Below are 17567 nucleotides of genomic sequence, written 5' to 3' on the forward strand. Positions count from 1 at the left end.
GAGGCCAGCAAAATTCAACTCCAGCCCTCAGCCCTGTTCCGGCCCGATCAACCGATAGCCGACCCCGGGTTCGGTAACGATAAACCGCGGCGCCGTCGGGTCATCGCCGAGCTTCTGCCGCACATGGGCGACGACGATGCGCAGGTAATGACTGTCATCGACATGGGTCGGCCCCCAGATATCCTTGAGCAATTGCTGCTGGGTGATCACCCGCCCCGGATGGCTGGCCAGTTGCGCCAGCAAGGCATACTCCTTGCGGGTCAGCGCCACCTCGATGCCGTCCAGGGTCACCCGGCGAAACGCCAGGTCGACGGTCAAGGGCCCGAAGCTCAAGGCCGAGGCGGTGGTGGAAGCCTGCGGCGCCTGGCGCAGCAAGGCACGCACCCGGGCAAGGAATTCCTGAATGCCGAAGGGCTTGGTCACATAGTCGTTGGCACCGTTGTCCAGCGCCTCGACCTTCTGGACTTCACTGGCCCGCACCGACAGCACCAGCACCGGCACCGCGCTCCACTCACGCAGCTCACGCAGCACCTGCTGGCCGTCCATGTCCGGCAGGCCGAGGTCGAGCACCACCAGGTCGGGGCGCGCCAACGCCGCCTGGGTCAGGCCCTCGGCGCCGGTGCCAGCTTCCACCACCTTGTAGCCCTGAGAGCTCAGGCTGATACGCAGGAACTTGCGGATTTGCGGTTCGTCATCGATGACCAGCAGGGTCGCGCTCTGGCTCATGGGGCTTCGCTTTCAGGCTCGGGTTGGGTCGGCAGCGGCAAGCATAAAGTGATGCAGGTGCCCTTGCCATCGATACCGTCGGCCACCCGGATGTGCCCGCCGTGGGCGCCGATCATGCCCTGGCAGATCGCCAGGCCCAGCCCCGTGCCCTGCCCGCCCCGGTCACCGCGCGCAGCGGTGTAGAACATGTCGAAAATGCGCTCGCGGTCGGCCTCGGGAATGCCCGGCCCTTCATCGCTGACGGCAAAACACAACAACTCGCCCTCAGTGCTGACCTGAAGCTCCAGCCGCCCAGCGGCCGGAGAAAAACGTGCAGCGTTCTCCAGCACATTGATCAGCGCCTGCTCGATCAACGCGGCGTGAACGAACAACAGCGGCAAGTCGGCCGGCACCTCGGTGCGCAGTTGCAACGGCGCCAGCACCACCCGCAGGCGGTTCAGGGCGCTGCCGACGATATCGGTGGGCGCCACCCAGTCGCGCGCCAGTTTCAGCCCGCCATGGCCCAGGCGGGTCATGTCGAGCAGGTTCTGGATGTAGCGGTCCAGACGCTCGGCTTCATTGCGGGTGCCTTCGAGCAGCTCCTGACGGTCAGCCTTGGGGATCGCCTCACCGAGGGCCAGCAGGCTGTCGATGCTGCCGCGCATGGCGGTCAGTGGCGTGCGCAGGTCGTGGGACACCGAGGCCAGCAAGGCGCTGCGCAACTGTTCGGTTTCGCCATGCAGGCGTGCCGATTCGAGCTGCTCGGCCAACCGCGCCCGGGCCAGGGCCTGGGCCAGCGGCTGGCTCAGGGCCTTGAGCAGGCGGCAATGCTGGGCGGTCAGTTGCTCGTCCTTGCGCGGGCGCACACCGAGCAGCGCCAGGCGCGCGTCATCTACCGACAGCGGCCACCACCACCAACGGCCATTGGGCAAGGTATCGCTGCCCAGGCCAGCCGCCTGGTCATGCTGCCAGGCCCAGTCGGCAGCGGCGCGTTCGTTGTCGCTCAACTGCAGGTTGCCGCCACTGGCCACCTGCAGACGGCCCTCGGCGTCGCGCTCAAGCAGGCACACCTGCAGGTCCTGCCAGCCATCCAGATGCTGGCCGGCGGCGGTGAACACCGCCTGGCGGTCGGTGGCAGCGGTGAGCTTGCGCGACAGTTCGAGCAACTGGCTGGTCTGCTCCTGGGTTTCGCGCAGGGCCTGCAACTGCCGACGCTGGCGCGCAGCAAGGTTACCGGTGAGCGCTGCCATCAACAGGAAGAACAGCGAAGTCAGTACGTCCTCTTCACGCTGGATGCTGAACGAGAAAGTCGGCGGGATGAACAAAAAATCGTAGGCCAGGAACGACATCACCGCACAGGCCAGTGCCGGGCCCAGGCTGCTGCGCACCGCCACCAGCAGCACGGCGGCGAGAAACACCAGGGAGATGTTCGGCAAAGCCAGCACGCTGGCCACCGCCCAGGCCAGGCCGGACGCCAGCATCGTGGCGGCCAGGGCCAACAGGTAATGGCGCCACACCCAGACCTTTTTCACCGCCGCGCTCGGCGGCTCGGGCTGGGTGTCGCGGTCGAGCACGTTGATTTCCAGGCCATGGGCGTCACGCAGCAAGCGCGTCGCCACCCCGGCGCCGAACAGGCGCCGGCGCAGGCGATCGCGCGACTGGCCGACCAACACCAGGCTGGCGCGCCGTTCCAGGGCATGCTGGATCAGGGTTTTGGCCACCTCGCCAGCACGCAGCAGCACCACTTCGCCGCCCAGGCGCTCAGCCAGTTGCTGGGCCGCCTGCAAGCGCTGGCGCGCGGTTTCGTCGCGCAGCCGGCCGTTGTCCACGTGCACCAGGGTCCAGGGCAGATGCCGCCGCTGCGCCACCCGGCTGGCGTGGCGTACCAGGCGTTCGGCCTGGGCATCGCCATCGACGCCGACCAGCAAACGCCCGCGCAAGGCCGGAGCGTCCTGGCCGAGCTGGCGGTAGCCGTGGGCCAGGTCGGCATCGACCTGGGCCGCGGCCGTCTGCATGGCCAGCTCGCGCAAGGCAGTAAGGTTGGTTTGGGAGAAAAACGCATCGATCGCCGCCCGGGCCTGCTCCGGCACGTACACCTTGCCTTCGCGCAGGCGTTCGAGCAGCTCGCGCGGTGGCAGGTCGATCAGCACCAGTTCGAAGGCTTCCTGCAGCACCCAGTCCGGCAGGGTTTCGCGTACCTGCACGCCGGTGATGCCACGCACCTGGTCGTTGAGGCTTTCCAGGTGCTGGACGTTGACCGTGGTGTAGACGTCGATGCCAGCGGCGAGCAGTTCCTGGACGTCCTGCCAGCGCTTGGCATGACGACTGCCTGGGGCGTTGCTGTGGGCCAGCTCGTCGACCAGCACCAATTGCGGGCGGGCCTTGAGCAGGCCGTCAAGGTCCATTTCTTCCAGCAGCATGCCGCGATAGTCGCTGCGCAGCAGGGGCTGCTGGGGCAAACCGCCGAGCAGCGCTTCGGTTTCGCTGCGCCCGTGCGTCTCGACCACCGCCGCCAGCAGCGTCACCCCCTGGCGCAGCTGGGCATGGGCGGCCTGGAGCATGGCGTAGGTCTTGCCCACCCCAGGTGCCGCGCCCAGAAATACCTTGAGCCGGCCGCGCCCTTCGCGCGGCAGCCCGGCCAACAACGCATCAGCGCGTTCGGAATTGCTCATGCTCACTGCCTGTCCTTATTTCGACGCCGGCGACAGCCGCTCAAGGGCGCTGTTCAGGGCCAATACATTGACCACCGGCGGGCCGATCAAGGGGTGCAGGGTGGACTGCTCGACCAGTACTTGCAAGGCCTCGGGCGCAACCTGGCGCGCCGCTGCCACCCGCGGCAGCTGGTAGGCCACCGCGGCTGGCGACAGGTGCGGGTCAAGGCCGCTGCCGGAGGTGGTCAGCAAGGCCAGCGGCACCGGCCCTTGTGCTTCGATGTACAACTGCGCAGCGCTGTTGGTGACCCGCTCGGCCAGCGCCGGGTTGCTCGGCGCCAGGTTGCTGGCGCTGCTCGATACCGTGGCGTAGTCGCCCGCCGAAGGCCGCGACTGAAACCAGCCCTCGCCCTCGAAGCGTTGCGCGATCAACTGCGAGCCACGCACCTGGCCCTGGTCGTCGCGCAGCAGGCTGCCATTGGCCTGCTCGGGGAAGGCCACTTGGGCGATGCCGGTAACCACCAGCGGGTACACCGCGCCGGTGATCAGGGTCATCAACAGGATCAGGCTCAGGGCCGGACGAATATGGGTAGTCATGGTCATCTCCTTGGTTCAGACCAGCTTCAGGGCGGTGAGCAACAGGTCGATCAGCTTGATCCCGGCGAACGGCACGATCAGCCCGCCCAGGCCGTAAATCAGCAGGTTGCGGCGCAGCAGGTGGGCGGCGCTGGCGGCCTGCACCCGTACTCCGCGCAGGGCCAGCGGGATCAGCACGACGATGATCAGGGCGTTGAAGACGATCGCCGAAAGGATCGCGCTTTGCGGGCTGCTCAGGTGCATCAGGTTGAGCACGCCCAGTTGCGGGTAGATCGCCGCGAACAGCGCCGGGAGGATGGCGAAATACTTGGCCACGTCGTTGGCAATCGAGAAGGTGGTCAGCGCGCCACGGGTTACCAGCAGCTCCTTGCCGACCTGGACCACATCCAGCAGCTTGGTCGGGTCGCTGTCCAGGTCGACCATGTTGGCCGCCTCGCGGGCTGCCTGGGTACCGTCGTTCATGGCCATGCCGACATCGGCCTGGGCCAGCGCCGGGGCGTCGTTGGCACCATCGCCGCACATGGCTACCAACCGGCCGTCATTCTGCTCCTGGCGAATGCGCGCCAGCTTCTTCTCCGGGGTGGCTTCGGCGAGCACGTCGTCGACCCCGGCTTCAGCGGCAATGGCGGCGGCAGTCAGTGGGTTGTCACCGGTGACCATCACCGTGCGGATGCCCAGCTTGCGCAGCTCGGCAAAGCGCTCGCGGATGCCCGGCTTGACCACGTCCTTGAGGTGGATAACCCCCAGCAGGCGCTTGTCGACACACACCAGCAGCGGCGTGCCGCCGCTCTGGGCGATCTTGTCCACTTCCCGGGCCAGCGGCACTGGCATTTCCAGGCGCTGCATGGCGACGAAAGCCAGCACCGAATCCACCGCGCCCTTGCGGTAGCGACGCTGCTGATAGTCGATGCCGGACAGCCGGGTTTCGGCGCTGAAGGCTACCGGTGTGAACTGGTCGGCCGCCGGTTCGTTGAAGTCATGCAACTGGCGCAGGTATTCAACGATCGACTTGCCTTCGGCGGTATCGTCGGCCAGCGACGCCAGCAAGGCGCCCTCGCCCAGCTCCCGCGCAGTGACGCCCGGTGCCGCATGCAGGGCGCTGCAGCGGCGGTTGCCGAAGGTGATGGTGCCGGTCTTGTCGAGCATCAGCACATGCACATCGCCTGCGGCTTCTACCGCACGGCCGGAACGGGCAATCACGTTAAGGCGTACCAGGCGGTCCATGCCGGCAATACCGATGGCCGACAGGAGGCCGCCGATGGTGGTCGGAATCAGCGTGACCAGCAGCGCCACGAGGAACACCAGCGGGATGCTGCCACCGGCAAAATGGGCGAACGGCTGCAGGGTCACCACGACCACCAGGAAGATCAGGGTCAGGCCGATCAGCAGGATGTCCAGGGCGATCTCGTTGGGCGTTTTCTGCCGTTTGGCGCCTTCGACCAGGGCGATCATGCGGTCCAGGGTCGACTCGCCGGGGTTGCTGGTGATGCTGATCAGCAGCCAGTCGGACACCAGCCGGGTGTTGCCGGTGACCGCCGAACGATCACCGCCGGACTCGCGGATCACCGGCGCGGATTCACCGGTAATCGCCGCCTCGTTGACCGCGGCGATGCCTTCGAGCACCTCGCCGTCGCCAGGGATCATCTCCCCGGCCGAGACCTTGACCACATCGCCCTTGCGCAGGCTGGTGGCCGGGACAATCTCGAAGCTGCCCGAGGCCGTACGGCGACGGGCACTGAGGCCCTGGCTGCCGGCCTTGAGGCTGTCGGCGCGGGCCTTGCCACGGCCCTCGGCGAGGGCTTCGGCGAAGTTGGCAAACAGAACGGTGAACCACAGCCACAGGGCGATCTGCACCGCTACGCCGGTCGGCACGCGGCTATCGGGCAGCAAACACAGCAAGGTGGTGAAAATCGCGGTCAGTTCCACCACCAGCATCACCGGCGAGCGCTTGAGCTGACGCGGGTCGAGCTTGACGAAGGCCTGCACCAGCGCCGGGCGCCACAGGGCAGCAAAGGTGGTGCGCGCAGCCTCGGGGGCCTGCGCCTTTACTTCAGGAATCGGCATGTTCATCAGTTGTTCCTCACAAGCCCAGGCTCAGGTATTCGGTCACCGGCCCCAGGGCCAGGGCCGGCAGGAAGGTCAGGCCACCGACCAGCAGGATGGTCACCACCAGCAAGGTGACGAACAGCGGGCCGTGGGTCGGGAAGCTGTTCTGCCCCACCGGTGCGGATTTTTTCAGCGCCAGGCTACCGGCCAGGGCCAGCACCGGCAGGATGTAGCCGAAGCGGCCGATCAGCATGCCCAGGCCGATCATCACGTTGTGGAAGGTGGTGTTGGCACCGAGGCCGGCGAAGGCCGAACCGTTGTTGGCGCTGGCCGAGGTGTAGGCGTACAGCAGCTGGCTGAAGCCATGGGCACCGGGGTTGCTGATCGCTGCTGCCGGGCCTGGCAGGCTGGCCGCCAGGGCGCCGAGCACCAGCACGCCGACCGGCATCACCAGCAAGGTGGCCACCAGCAACTGCACTTCCCGCGCCTGCAGTTTCTTGCCCAGGTATTCCGGGGTGCGGCCGATCATCAGACCGGCGAGGAACACCGCGATCAGCACGTTCAGCAGCATGCCGTAGAGCCCGGCACCGACGCCGCCGAAAATCACCTCGCCAACCATCATGTTGACCAGCGCGACCATACCGCTGAGCGGGTTGAGGCTGTCGTGCATGTTGTTCACCGAGCCGTTGGAGGCGGCGGTGGTGGTCACCGTCCAGAGCACGCTGGCGGTGGTGCCAAAGCGGCTTTCCTTGCCTTCCAGCGGCGCGGTCTGCTCAACCAGCGGGCTGTTCAGCGTCGGGTTGGCCTGGTGCTCGCTCCACAGCGCGGTGCCGCCGCCGATCAAGAACAGCGCGAGCATGCCGGCGATGATTGCCCGGCTCTGGCGCATGTCCTTGACGTAATGGCCGAAGGTAAACACCAGGGACACCGGAATGAGGATGATCGAGGCCACCTCGAACAGGTTGCTCCAGGCCGTCGGGTTCTCGAACGGGTGCGCCGAGTTGACACCGAAAAAGCCACCGCCGTTGGTGCCCAATTGCTTGATCGCGATCTGGCTGGCGGCCGGGCCGAGCGGGATGGTCTGGTCGGCGCCTTGCAGGGTCAGGGCATGCACGTAATCGGCGAAGGTTTGCGGTACACCCTGCCATACCAGCAACAAGGCCAGCAGCAGGCACAGCGGTAGCAGGCCGTAGAGGGTGGCACGGGTCATGTCGACCCAGAAATTTCCCAGGGTCCTGGCCGAACGGCGGGCGATGCCGCGGCACAAGGCAACCAGTACGGCGAGGCCGGTGGCGGCGCTGACGAAGTTCTGCACGGTCAGGCCGAGCATCTGGCTCAGGTAGCTGACCGAGGCTTCGCCGCTATAGGACTGCCAGTTGGTGTTGGTGACAAAGCTCACCGCGGTGTTGAACGCCAGCGACCACTCCTGCCCCGCCAGCTGCTGCGGGTTGAGCGGCAGGTAGCCCTGCAACAGCAGCACGGCGAACACCAGCACGAAACCGGCGAGGTTGAAGGCCAGCAAGGCCAGGGTGTACTGCTGCCAGCTCTGTTCCTTGCTGGCGTCGACCCCGGCCAGCCGGTAGCAGCCACGCTCGACCGGCCCGAGCAGCGGCGACAGCCAGGTGCGCTGGCCCTCCATTACCTTGAAAAAGAAACGCCCGAGCAAGGGTGCCGGGAGCAGTACCAGCGCAAAGAACGCCAGCAGCAACGCGTAATCGTAACTGTGCATGGTCGCTCCTAACCCCGATCGGCGCGCAGCAGCGCGACCAGCAGGTAGATCATCAAGGCCACTGCCAACAGCAGTGACACCCCGTCCAGAATGCTCATGAAAACTCTCCGTCCTTACGGCACGTGCCGCTGACGGTCATTGTCGGTAGAGGGGCTGTAAAGGGGCGAGATCGAGAGCCTGGGCCGGGCATAAAGAATGCGTAAATAACGCAACCCAGCGTCGCCTGGATTGCGACCGCTGCGCGCTCGATCGCGGGGCAAGGCCCGCTCCCACAGGGGCAGCGCATAGATATTTGTGGGATGTTTCCGATTCCGCCCAGCGGTGCGCCAGGTCGAGATTGTCGGTGCTAGGTTCCGGGCCTCTTTGCCTGAATGCATCTATGAGGCACAGCGATGATAGATATCAATACCTGGCCCCTGAACGCCCAGATCGGATTCGGCCTGGCGCCTTTCGTTATCGCGTTATCCGGCGTTGCCATCGACGTGCATATCGCCTGCTCACGACATTTCGAGGTTATGTGTACAGCGCTGCAGAACAATCGCGGGCTGGAGCAACAAATTCAGCTATGGGGACGCAGGGGCGTTATGTCACGCACCCTGGTGGTTGCATCTATCAGTGGCGCGCTAGCTTGGCCGAGCACCGGCATTGGCAGGAGGGTCCTTGAAGTGGAAGAAATTCACGAGCTTCCTACCTACCTGCAGCGCCGAATGAAGGTGTCTTGCTGGTTGACGCTTGTAGGCGGCATCTGGCTGATGATCGGCGCCGGCTTGGTACAGTTGGGGAGGTACTAGTGAGCCCGGCGTCGCCTGGCGTGCGACCGCTGCGCGCTCGATCGCTGGCAAGCCAGCTCCCACAGAGGACCAGCGCTGGTAGGAGAGGATTCCAGGCCCGCCCCTACTGGATTTGCCACTGCAGGGGTTGCTGGTAATCGGCAACCCAGTCGATCACCTGCTCAGCCGGCATCGGCCGGGCGATGCAGTAGCCCTGGGCGACGTCGCAACCCAGGCCCATGAGCAATTGTCCATGCTCGACCGTCTCCAGGCCCTCGGCGATCACCTGGCGGCCAAAGGCCCGGGCCAGGCCGATCACGGCGCGGGTCAGGGCCAGGTCGTCCTGGTCGTGGAGGATGTCGCGGACGAAGGATTTGTCGATCTTGATGGTCCGCGTCGGCAGGCGCTTGAGGTAGCTGAGCGACGAATAGCCGGTGCCGAAATCATCCAGGGAGAACTGCACGCCCAGGCGCTGGCAGGCCTCCAGGCACTGGCTGACGCGCTGGATGTTTTCAATGGCGACCGACTCGACGATTTCCAGGTCGAGCATGGCCGGGGCTACATCCGGATGACGGCCCAGCAACAACTTCAGGCGTTCGACAAAGTCATCACGCTGCACATGGCGGGCGGCGATATTGACGCTGACCGGCCACTGGTGACCCAGCGCCTGCCAACGCTGCATCTGGCTCATGGCCTGATCGATGACCCATTCGCCGATCTCGACGATCAGGTCGGTCTGCTCGACCTGCGGCAGAAAATCGCCGGGCATGACCAACCCCTTGCTTGGATGCTGCCAGCGCAGCAACGCTTCGAAGCCGATGACCGCGCCGCTGTGCATGTTGACCTTGGGTTGGTAGTGCAGGCACAGCTCGCCCTTGTGCAGGGCCTGGCGCAGGCGCGCCACGGTCTGGTGGGTAGCCTTGACCTCCTGGTCCAGCGACACGTCGAACAGGTGGAAGCGATTGCGCCCGCTCTGCTTGGCCACGTACAGCGCCTGGTCGGCGTGGCGCACCAGGGTGTCGGTGTCTTCGTTGTCCTGGGGGAACAGGGTCACGCCGATACTGGCGCTGACGCGAATCTCCTGGTCGCGGATCTGGTAAGGCGCGGCTATCGCGGTCAGCACCCGGTCGAGCGCCGCCTGCAAATGCGCCGGGTTCTGCACATGGCGCAAAATCAGCACGAACTCGTCGCCCGACAACCGCGCCACGGCATCACCACCGCGCAGGATGCCCTTGAGGCGCGTGGCCACTTCGACCAGCAGCAGATCGCCGCTGGCATGACCGTAACCGTCGTTGACCGCCTTGAAGCCATCCAGATCGAGCATGCACACGGCCAGCGGAATGTCCTCGTTGCGCGAGAACTCCAGGGCCTGGTTGAGCAGGTCGGACAGATAGGCACGATTGGGCAGACCGGTGAGCACATCGTGGCCCACCCGCCATTGCAGGGTGTGCAGCAGCTGGCGTTTCTCGGTGACGTCGAAGCGGATCGAGACGAACTTGCGCACCTTGCCAGTGGCCGGATCAATCAACGGCACCATGGTGCTGTCGACCCAGTACAACGAACCGTCCTTGGCCCGGTTGCAGATCTCGCCCTTCCACACCCGCCCGGCGACCAGCGCGCGCCACATGCCGATGAAGAATTCCGGGCCGTGCAGGCCGGAGTTGAGGATCCGGTGATTGGCCCCCAGCAGTTCCTCGCGGCTGTAGCCGGAGATGCTGCAGAACTGCTCGTTGACGTACGTGATCCGGCCACTGAGGTCGGTTTCGGAAAAGATCGCGGCGGCATCGACAGCCGCGCGGTAGTTATCGTCCATGAATTCCTCTGCACCCTGGTGGTTAGCGATTGAAACGCTCGACCAGGGCCCGCAGGCCCGAAGAAATGCTTTCCAGCTCGGTGCCGCGGCTGGCCGCGGCATTGGCGTTGCGCGCGGTGGCCTGCACCGTGCTGGCAACGTTGTTGATCTGCTCGGAGACTTCTTCGGCCACCGAGGATTGTTCTTGCGAGGCGGCAGCCATCTGCTGGCTCATGTCGCTGATGCGCTCGACGGCGGCACGAATGCCCTGCAAGGCGCGCTGCGCCTCCAGCACCTGGGCCACGCCCTGCTCGGCCTCGTGGATGCCGAGGCTGGCGATGCTCACCGCTTCGTCGGCGCCGCTGCGCAGGTTCTCGATGATACCCTGGATCTGCACGGTCGAATGCCGGGTCTTGGCCGCCAGGGCGCGAACCTCATCGGCGACCACGGCAAAGCCACGACCCTGCTCGCCGGCGCGGGCCGCTTCAATGGCGGCGTTAAGTGCCAGCAGGTTGGTCTGTTCGGCAATCGCGCGGATCACTTCAGCGGCGAGCATGATGTCCTGGGTCTGCCCGGCCAGGTGGGTGACCGCCTGGTTGATCTGGCTGACAGTATTGGCCAGTAACTGGATGGCCTCGCGGCTGGTGCCGGCGACCTGGCTGCCCTGCTCGGCCAGTTGGTTGGCGGTCTGTGCCTGGACTGCGGTCTGCTGCACATGCTCGGCCACCTCGCCGATGGACGCGGCCATTTGCGTCATGGCGGTGGCGGTCATGTCGGTTTCGGCGCGCTGTTCAAGCAACGCGGTTTCGGTGCTGCTGGACAGGCGACTGGAATCGCTGGCGGCTTCGGCCATCTGCGTGGCCAGGTCGCTCAGGCGGGTGAGCGCGGTTTTGAGCCGCGCTTCCTCGCTGATCAGGATCATCTGCAACTGCGCCGCCGGGCCCAGTTGATCGCTGTAGGTCAGGGCGCTGATCTGATCGGCAAAGGTGTTGTTCGAGCACGCCACGATCTGCCCGAGTTGGCGGCCCAACCGGTTATGGGCCCAAAGGCCGATCATCGCGAACAGGCCAAGGGTGATGCCCTGGCCCGGCCAGCCCGGCAGCGCCTGGTTGGCCGCCACTGCCAGCGCGCCGGCAGCCAGGGGCAGGCTCATCACCTGGCTCAACTGGGCCAGACGGCGCCCGGCCGAGACCGCCGGCTTGCCTTCACGCAACCGCGCATAGAGTACTTCGGCGCGGCGCACCTGCTCGCGGCTCGGCTTGACCCGCACCGACTCGTAGCCGACCAGGCGGCCGTCTTCGAGTATTGGCGTGACATAAGCGCTGACCCAGTAGAAGTTGCCGTTCTTGCAGCGGTTCTTGACGATCCCCATCCAGCTCTGGCCGGCCTTGAGGTACTGCCACATCAGGGCAAACACCGCCGGCGGCATGTCCGGGTGGCGGACCAGGTTGTGCGGGCTACCGATCAACTCGGCCTGGCTGAATCCGCTCATAGCGGCGAATTCGGCATTGCAGTAGGTGATGTTGCTGGCGATGTCGGTGGCGGAAATAAGCCGCTGATCCTCGCCGAAAGTCTGTTCGACCGAGGTGACCGGCATGTTGAGACGCACGATAAAACTCCATTTGCAGTGGTCTGCCAGGTTGTCCTGTGCAGCGCACAAACCATTCGTCCGACACCGAGATCAGCCTTCTGCAGGGGTGCTTTGCTGAAGAGTCTCAGCTGGCTCACCCCGGTTGAAACTCGATGGCTTTTGACCTGTCCAAACGATCAATTCTACGAATTACATCACATTATGCAAACAAAGGTGATGAATTGTGGCGTTGTCTCTTGCGGATAGATATCGTTAAGTTCTTGATTCTAAATGGGAATTAAGCGATGACAATTTCAAGTTTGGGTTCGGCCATCAGACGCTACCGCAAGGTAGCCGGGCTCACTCAGGCTGAACTTGGCGAGAAAACCGGTTTTGACCCCAAGACCATCAGTCGCTTCGAAACCGGCACCTACACTCCCAGCGTGGAAGCCCTGCTGACCTTTGCCGAGGTACTGGGCATCAAACTCAAAGCCTTCTTCGCCGAGCAGGACGACGAAGACGAGCAACGTGCCTACCTCTTTGGTGTCATTCACAAGGCCCCACGCCAGGACCTGGGCAAGCTGATTGCGGCGGTAGACCTGGCCTTGTCCAAGCCTTAGTCCCGGCAACACGGAAAAAGCGGCAGGCTGAACCTGCCGCTTTTTTCTGCCCGCGCATTGCACCTCAACTGGTCAGACCGGTAAAGCCAATTCTTGCCCTTTCGACCGAAAACCCCTTGCAAAGCTGAAAAATTCGCGCCTACACTGACCCCGCACTGGACATACCGGTAAGACCACAATAATTAAGTCCTCCGCTCTTTCGCCCCTCGTGGCATCGAAGCAGGGACACCGACCAGAGATCCCTCCCATGCTCAAATGGTGCTCGCGTTCGATCTTCCTCCAAGTGGTGTTGGGCCTTGTGCTAGGCATAGCCTGCGGCCTGAGCTTTCCTGAAGTTTCCCTGCAACTCAAACCCCTCGGTGACGGCTTCATCAAGCTGATCAAGATGTTGATCGGGCTGATCGTGTTCTGCGTGGTGGTCAGCGGCATCTCCGGTGCCGGCGACCTGAAAAAGGTCGGGCGCATCGGCCTGAAATCGGTGATCTACTTCGAAATCCTGACCACCATCGCCCTGGTGATCGGCCTGGTATTCGCCTTTACCTCCGGCATCGGCAGCGGCGCCAACATTCACCTGGACCAACTGGCCAGCAGCGAAGCCAGCAACCTGGCCGAACGCGGCCAGCACATCCACGGCACTGCCGCGTTCCTCATGGACCTGATTCCGACCTCGGTGGTCGGTGCCTTTGCCGACAACAACATCCTCCAGGTCTTGCTGTTTTCGGTACTGTTCGGCAGCGCCCTGAACCTGGTGGGTGAAGCGGCCTCGGGCATCTCGCGGCTGATCAACGAACTGAGCCATATCATCTTTCGCATCATGGGCATGATCGTGCGCCTGGCACCCATCGGCGTATTCGGCGCCATTGCCTTCACCACCAGCAAATATGGCCTGGAATCGCTGCAGCACCTGGGCGGCCTGGTCGCCTTGTTCTACCTGACCTGCACCGGCTTCGTGCTGCTGATCCTGGGCACCGTGATGCGCCTGTCGGGGCTGAAGATCCTGCCGTTCATCAAGTACCTGCGCGAAGAGCTGACCATCGTCCTCGGCACCGCTTCTTCCGACGCCGTGCTGCCGCAGATCATGCGCAAGCTCGAGCACCTGGGCATCGGCAGCTCGACGGTAGGCCTGGTGATTCCTACCGGTTACTCGTTCAACCTCGACGGTTTCTCGATCTACCTGACCCTGGCGATCGTGTTCATCGCCAACGCCACCGGCACACCGCTGGCCATGACCGACCTGCTGACCATTCTGCTGGTGTCGCTGATCACCTCCAAGGGCGCCCACGGCATCCCCGGCTCCGCCCTGGTAATCCTGGCCGCGACCCTGACTGCCATCCCGGCGATCCCGGTGGTCGGCCTGGTGCTGGTGCTGGCGGTGGACTGGTTCATGGGCATCGGCCGGGCGCTGACCAACCTGATCGGCAACTGCGTGGCCACCGTCGCCATCGGCCGCTGGGAAGGCGATATCGACATGGAGCGGGCCAACAATGTGCTGTCGGGTAAACAGGGCTTCGGCTTTGCCCAGCGCAAGACCCCGAATGCCCATCAACAAGAGTTCTGAGCAATAGGGCCGGCAGCCCCACTGCCGGCCACAGGAGCAAACCATGCAAGTGTTCTCATGGAGTGAACAATGATTACTTCATCGACAGTAGTGAACTCAGTGGTGGAAAAACTCCGCCAGGCCCTGGCCCGCGGCCAGTGGCGTTCCGGTGACATGCTTCCGGGCCAGCGTGAACTGGCCGAACAACTGGGCATCAGCCGACCGAGCCTGCGTGAAGCGGTGACCGTATTGGAAACCCTCGGCCTGGTGCGTTCGATGCCAGGCAAGGGCGTGCTGGTGCTGGACGCCGATGCGGCAGAAACCGCCATGCCCCAGAGCGGTGTCGCCGAGGCCAGCCTGGAAGACGTGCTGCAACTGCGCTACACCCTCGAACCCTTCATCGTCGGCCTGGTGGCACAGTCGATCAGCAGCAAGGAAATCGGCCAGTTGCGCCTGACCCTTATGGACATGCGCGAAGCGCTTGAGGCCGAAGACAGCGAAGCCGGGGTCAACGCCTACATCGCCTTCCACGAAGAGCTGTTCACCCTGACCGCCAACCCGATCTTCCAGAGTGTGGTGCAACAGACCAGCAATGCCCTCAAGCAAAGCGCCGCAGTGCTGCGCAATTCGCCCGAGCATCTGGCGGCAAGACTTGAGGAAAACGAAGCGGTGGTGCGCGCCATCCGCAACAAGAACAGCGCCCAGGCCAGCGCGCAGATGCGCCACCATATCCTACAGGAAGGCCGGCGCATGGGTATCGAACTGAACATCCCGGACGATCATCCGGGCAACTGACCCCAGGAGTGCGACCATGAACGCCAGCGCCCACGCCCATGACACCGCCCTGCCCTCGCTGCTCGCCCAGGGTGAGCGCCGATTGTCGGCCGAGCAGATCTACCCGCGCCTGTTCGATGCCATCCTCGAACAGCGCCTGGCCCCTGGCAGCGCCTTGACCGAACAAGCGCTTGGCGATGCCTTCGGGGTCAGCCGCACGGTGATCCGCCGGGTGCTCGGGCGCCTGTCGGATCAACAGGTGATCGTCCAGCGCCCAAGCCACACCGCGCGCCTGGCCGCACCCGACCCACAGCATGCGCGGCAGATCCTCAGCGCCCGGCGCCTGGCCGAAACCACCCTGATCAGCCTGGCGGCCAAACGTTCACGACCGGCGAAGATCCGCCAACTGCGCGAGCTGGTGGCCCGCGAGCGTCAGCACCATGAGCAAGGTCAGCGCTGCACGGCGATTCGCCTGGGTGGCGAGTTTCACCTGAAACTTGCGGAAATGGCCGACAACGTGCCGTTGGCGCGTTTTCTCAACGGCCTGGTACCGCAAACCTCGCTGATCATTGCCCAGTACGAAGCACGGCCGTGCAGCCATTGTGCCTGGCAGGAACACGCGGCGATTATCGATGCGCTGGAGGACGGCAATGGCGAGGCCGCGTTGGCGTTGATGCATGAGCATCTGGACCATATCGAGGCCAAGCTCGACCTGGATGATTGAGGATTTTCACCGGGAACAGCGGTCTGGTGTAGGAGCGGGCCTTGCCCCGCGATACGATGTGGCAGACAGGACGTTATCGCGGGTCAAGCCCGCTCCTACACATAGATGAGCATGCTGATGAACGAAAGGATCACCCCGGTAGACCCCGACCAGTACCCGACCCTGACTGCCGTCTGGGAAGCCTCGGTACGCGCCACCCATGACTTTCTGCCCGAAGGCTACGTCGACCAGCTGCGCCCGCTGATCCTCAACGACTACCTGCCCGCTGTCGAGCTGCGTGCCTGGCACGACAACCAGGGCCAGATCCGCGGCTTTGCCGGGGTCAGCAAAGGCAAGCTGGAAATGCTTTTCGTCGATCCGCAAACGCGCGGCCAGGGCGTCGGCAAGGCCTTGCTCAGGCAAGTAATCAGCGAACTGGCCGTGCGCGAAGTCGACGTCAACGAGCAAAATCCCCAGGCCGTCGGCTTTTATCTCAAGCAAGGCTTCGAACAAGTAGGCCGCTCGGCCCGCGATGGCCAGGGCAACCCCTACCCGCTGCTGCACCTGCGCCTCAAATGACGCCGCAGCAGCGCCGCCAGGTGCAAGTGGCGATGTCCGATGCGTTCGTCGACACCCACATCGAATACCTCTGGATCGCCCGCCACCTCGTTGGCTTTGACCGCGAGCTGCTGAAAGAAATCTTCTACAGCGAAGTCGCCCCCGCCTGCTACAGCAACATCATGACGCCAGTGCCGCCGATCTGGACCGGCTTCGACGAAACCTGGCTGCACGAGGAGATCGAGCAATCCCTGCAAGCCCGCCGCGACAGCTGGTGGCGGCGCCATATTGACCGCGTGCTGAACGCCACCTGGGTGTGGTTTTTCTGCCGGGAAATCTGGGCAGAGATCGTCGAGGCGCTGGATCAGGCCGAGGCCGAACAGCAGCCCGAGTGACGGCACCTATACTCAAGTAACCACCGCGTTCGACCTTTCCCAAACCACAAGGGGGCTGCGAGTTGATGCCGCGTTCCCCGCTCATCGCCCTGTTGCTCGCCTTTTTACTGGCGCTGGGCGGCTGCGGCTCACGGCAAAAGGCCCCGGAACTGCCGCCCATCCCGGTCAGCGCCGCGACCTGGCAACAGATCGACCGGGACATCATCGACGCGTCGCTGGCCACCACCAGTTCGGTCAACGACTATGCCCGGCGCTCCATGCGGGTGTGGAAGGAGCGTGTGCAGCAGTACACCGAAAGCGACTTCATCCCCTGGTTCACCGGTTATTGGACCCAGCAATGGCTGACCATGAAAGTGGCCTGGTACAAGATGAACAGCGGCGACGGCAAGGACCCGCCGGAAAAACGCCTGGCCCTGTACCTGCAGCAGCAGTACCACGAGCGGGTGCTGGACCCGGTGGCCAAGGAAATCGACCCCGAAGCCATTCGCGACCGGGCCATGGAGCTGTATATCCAGCTGCTTGGCCAGCAGTTGCAGCAGATTGCCCAGCGCTACCGCGCGCCACCCGAGCAGTTCAACCTGCACCTGACGCGGATCCAGGCCATCGGCCTCGGGCCACCGGCCAATAACAACGCTTCGCTTCATCAACTGCTGTACAGCAAACCGCTGGAGCAGCAACCCGCTTATGCGGCGCTGATCAAACGCATGCACAGTGCCGTGCGCGCCGGCACCCAGCGCTCGGACATCGGCTTGTCATCGGTCGCCCGGCAAGCCAGTGAAAAGCTCGGCGCCACCCTGGCGCCACGGGGCATTGCCAGCGCAGTGGCGGCGGCCGTCGGTCGCGCGGCGGGCACGGTGATTTCCCTGGCGGCAACCGGTATCGGCGTCATGACCCACAACCGTGAACAACCGGCGATGATCGAGCAGCTGCGAGTGATCCTCAACGTGGCACTGAACGAGGAATGGCGCGAACTGATGGAGAACCGCAAGACCGGCGCCATGGCCGGGGTCTACTACCTGTCGGGGGAGATAGAAGACAGCCTGCTGGCCGCCGAAGGCCCCGAGCGCGAGCCACAGCCCGCCGCCCAGGTGATCACCCTGCCCGCCCAATAAAGGCGCGG

The 17567-nt window shown here is 64.5% G+C and carries 16 protein-coding genes; 8 read left to right on the plus strand and 8 right to left on the minus strand.

Annotated elements, in window-relative coordinates; all coding sequences use genetic code 11:
* Positions 1–27: 27 nt before the first annotated feature.
* Genes LOY45_RS17785 through kdpF form a run of 6 tightly spaced genes read right to left on the minus strand, consistent with a single transcriptional unit; the run spans position 28 to position 7826 of the window.
* On the minus strand, positions 28–726 hold the full coding sequence (locus LOY45_RS17785) for a response regulator (protein ID WP_233674008.1): 699 nt from the start codon (positions 724–726) through the stop codon (positions 28–30).
* Positions 723–3377 (minus strand): sensor histidine kinase, encoded by a 2655-nt coding sequence (locus LOY45_RS17790; RefSeq protein WP_115086162.1) that lies wholly within the window; start codon positions 3375–3377, stop codon positions 723–725. The genes LOY45_RS17785 and LOY45_RS17790 overlap by 4 nt, the downstream gene beginning before the upstream one ends.
* Before the next feature lie 15 nt (positions 3378–3392).
* Positions 3393–3953: a potassium-transporting ATPase subunit KdpC gene (kdpC, locus tag LOY45_RS17795; RefSeq protein ID WP_134061951.1), complete on the minus strand. Its 561-nt coding sequence runs from the start codon at positions 3951–3953 to the stop codon at positions 3393–3395.
* 15 nt (positions 3954–3968) lie between these two features.
* Positions 3969–6023: a potassium-transporting ATPase subunit KdpB gene (gene kdpB / locus LOY45_RS17800; RefSeq protein WP_115086160.1), complete on the minus strand. Its 2055-nt coding sequence runs from the start codon at positions 6021–6023 to the stop codon at positions 3969–3971.
* 10 nt (positions 6024–6033) lie between these two features.
* Positions 6034–7728 carry a potassium-transporting ATPase subunit KdpA gene (gene kdpA, locus LOY45_RS17805; RefSeq protein ID WP_115086159.1) on the minus strand — a complete coding sequence of 565 codons (1695 nt, stop codon included), beginning with the start codon at positions 7726–7728 and terminating at the stop codon, positions 6034–6036.
* Positions 7729–7736: 8 nt separating this feature from the next.
* A complete protein-coding gene (gene kdpF, locus LOY45_RS17810) occupies positions 7737–7826 on the minus strand; it encodes a K(+)-transporting ATPase subunit F (RefSeq protein ID WP_036996387.1) in 90 nt (29 codons plus the stop codon).
* A gap of 294 nt (positions 7827–8120) precedes the next feature.
* Here kdpF and LOY45_RS17815 point away from each other — a divergent pair, with 294 nt between their 5' ends.
* Complete coding sequence (locus tag LOY45_RS17815; protein WP_115086158.1) at positions 8121–8519, plus strand: hypothetical protein; 399 nt, start codon at positions 8121–8123, stop codon at positions 8517–8519.
* A gap of 103 nt (positions 8520–8622) precedes the next feature.
* Here LOY45_RS17815 and LOY45_RS17820 read toward each other — a convergent pair whose 3' ends face one another.
* Both LOY45_RS17820 and LOY45_RS17825 read right to left on the minus strand, forming a co-directional pair.
* On the minus strand, positions 8623–10311 hold the full coding sequence (locus tag LOY45_RS17820; RefSeq protein ID WP_115086157.1) for a putative bifunctional diguanylate cyclase/phosphodiesterase: 1689 nt from the start codon (positions 10309–10311) through the stop codon (positions 8623–8625).
* 22 nt (positions 10312–10333) lie between these two features.
* Positions 10334–11899 carry a methyl-accepting chemotaxis protein gene (locus LOY45_RS17825; RefSeq protein WP_115086156.1) on the minus strand — a complete coding sequence of 522 codons (1566 nt, stop codon included), beginning with the start codon at positions 11897–11899 and terminating at the stop codon, positions 10334–10336.
* 266 nt (positions 11900–12165) lie between these two features.
* Here LOY45_RS17825 and LOY45_RS17830 point away from each other — a divergent pair, with 266 nt between their 5' ends.
* The 7 genes from LOY45_RS17830 (at position 12166) to LOY45_RS17860 (ending at position 17559) form a co-directional block, all read left to right on the plus strand.
* A complete protein-coding gene (locus LOY45_RS17830; protein ID WP_115086155.1) occupies positions 12166–12480 on the plus strand; it encodes a helix-turn-helix domain-containing protein in 315 nt (104 codons plus the stop codon).
* A 247-nt stretch (positions 12481–12727) separates the two neighbouring features.
* On the plus strand, positions 12728–14038 hold the full coding sequence (locus tag LOY45_RS17835) for a C4-dicarboxylate transporter DctA (RefSeq protein WP_038994418.1): 1311 nt from the start codon (positions 12728–12730) through the stop codon (positions 14036–14038).
* Between the two features lie 69 nt (positions 14039–14107).
* Positions 14108–14812 (plus strand): FadR/GntR family transcriptional regulator, encoded by a 705-nt coding sequence (locus LOY45_RS17840; protein ID WP_134061945.1) that lies wholly within the window; start codon positions 14108–14110, stop codon positions 14810–14812.
* A gap of 16 nt (positions 14813–14828) precedes the next feature.
* Positions 14829–15515, plus strand: a complete 687-nt coding sequence (locus LOY45_RS17845; RefSeq protein WP_134061943.1) for a GntR family transcriptional regulator — start codon at positions 14829–14831, stop codon at positions 15513–15515.
* A 111-nt stretch (positions 15516–15626) separates the two neighbouring features.
* A complete protein-coding gene (locus LOY45_RS17850; RefSeq protein WP_420832701.1) occupies positions 15627–16073 on the plus strand; it encodes a GNAT family N-acetyltransferase in 447 nt (148 codons plus the stop codon).
* Positions 16070–16447 (plus strand): DUF7079 family protein, encoded by a 378-nt coding sequence (locus LOY45_RS17855; protein WP_115086152.1) that lies wholly within the window; start codon positions 16070–16072, stop codon positions 16445–16447. Before LOY45_RS17850 ends, LOY45_RS17855 begins: the two co-directional genes overlap by 4 nt.
* Before the next feature lie 65 nt (positions 16448–16512).
* Complete coding sequence (locus LOY45_RS17860; RefSeq protein WP_134061941.1) at positions 16513–17559, plus strand: hypothetical protein; 1047 nt, start codon at positions 16513–16515, stop codon at positions 17557–17559.
* Positions 17560–17567: the final 8 nt, after the last annotated feature.

It is taken from the genome of Pseudomonas wadenswilerensis (assembly GCF_024749185.1).
Lineage (GTDB): Bacteria > Pseudomonadota > Gammaproteobacteria > Pseudomonadales > Pseudomonadaceae > Aquipseudomonas > Aquipseudomonas wadenswilerensis.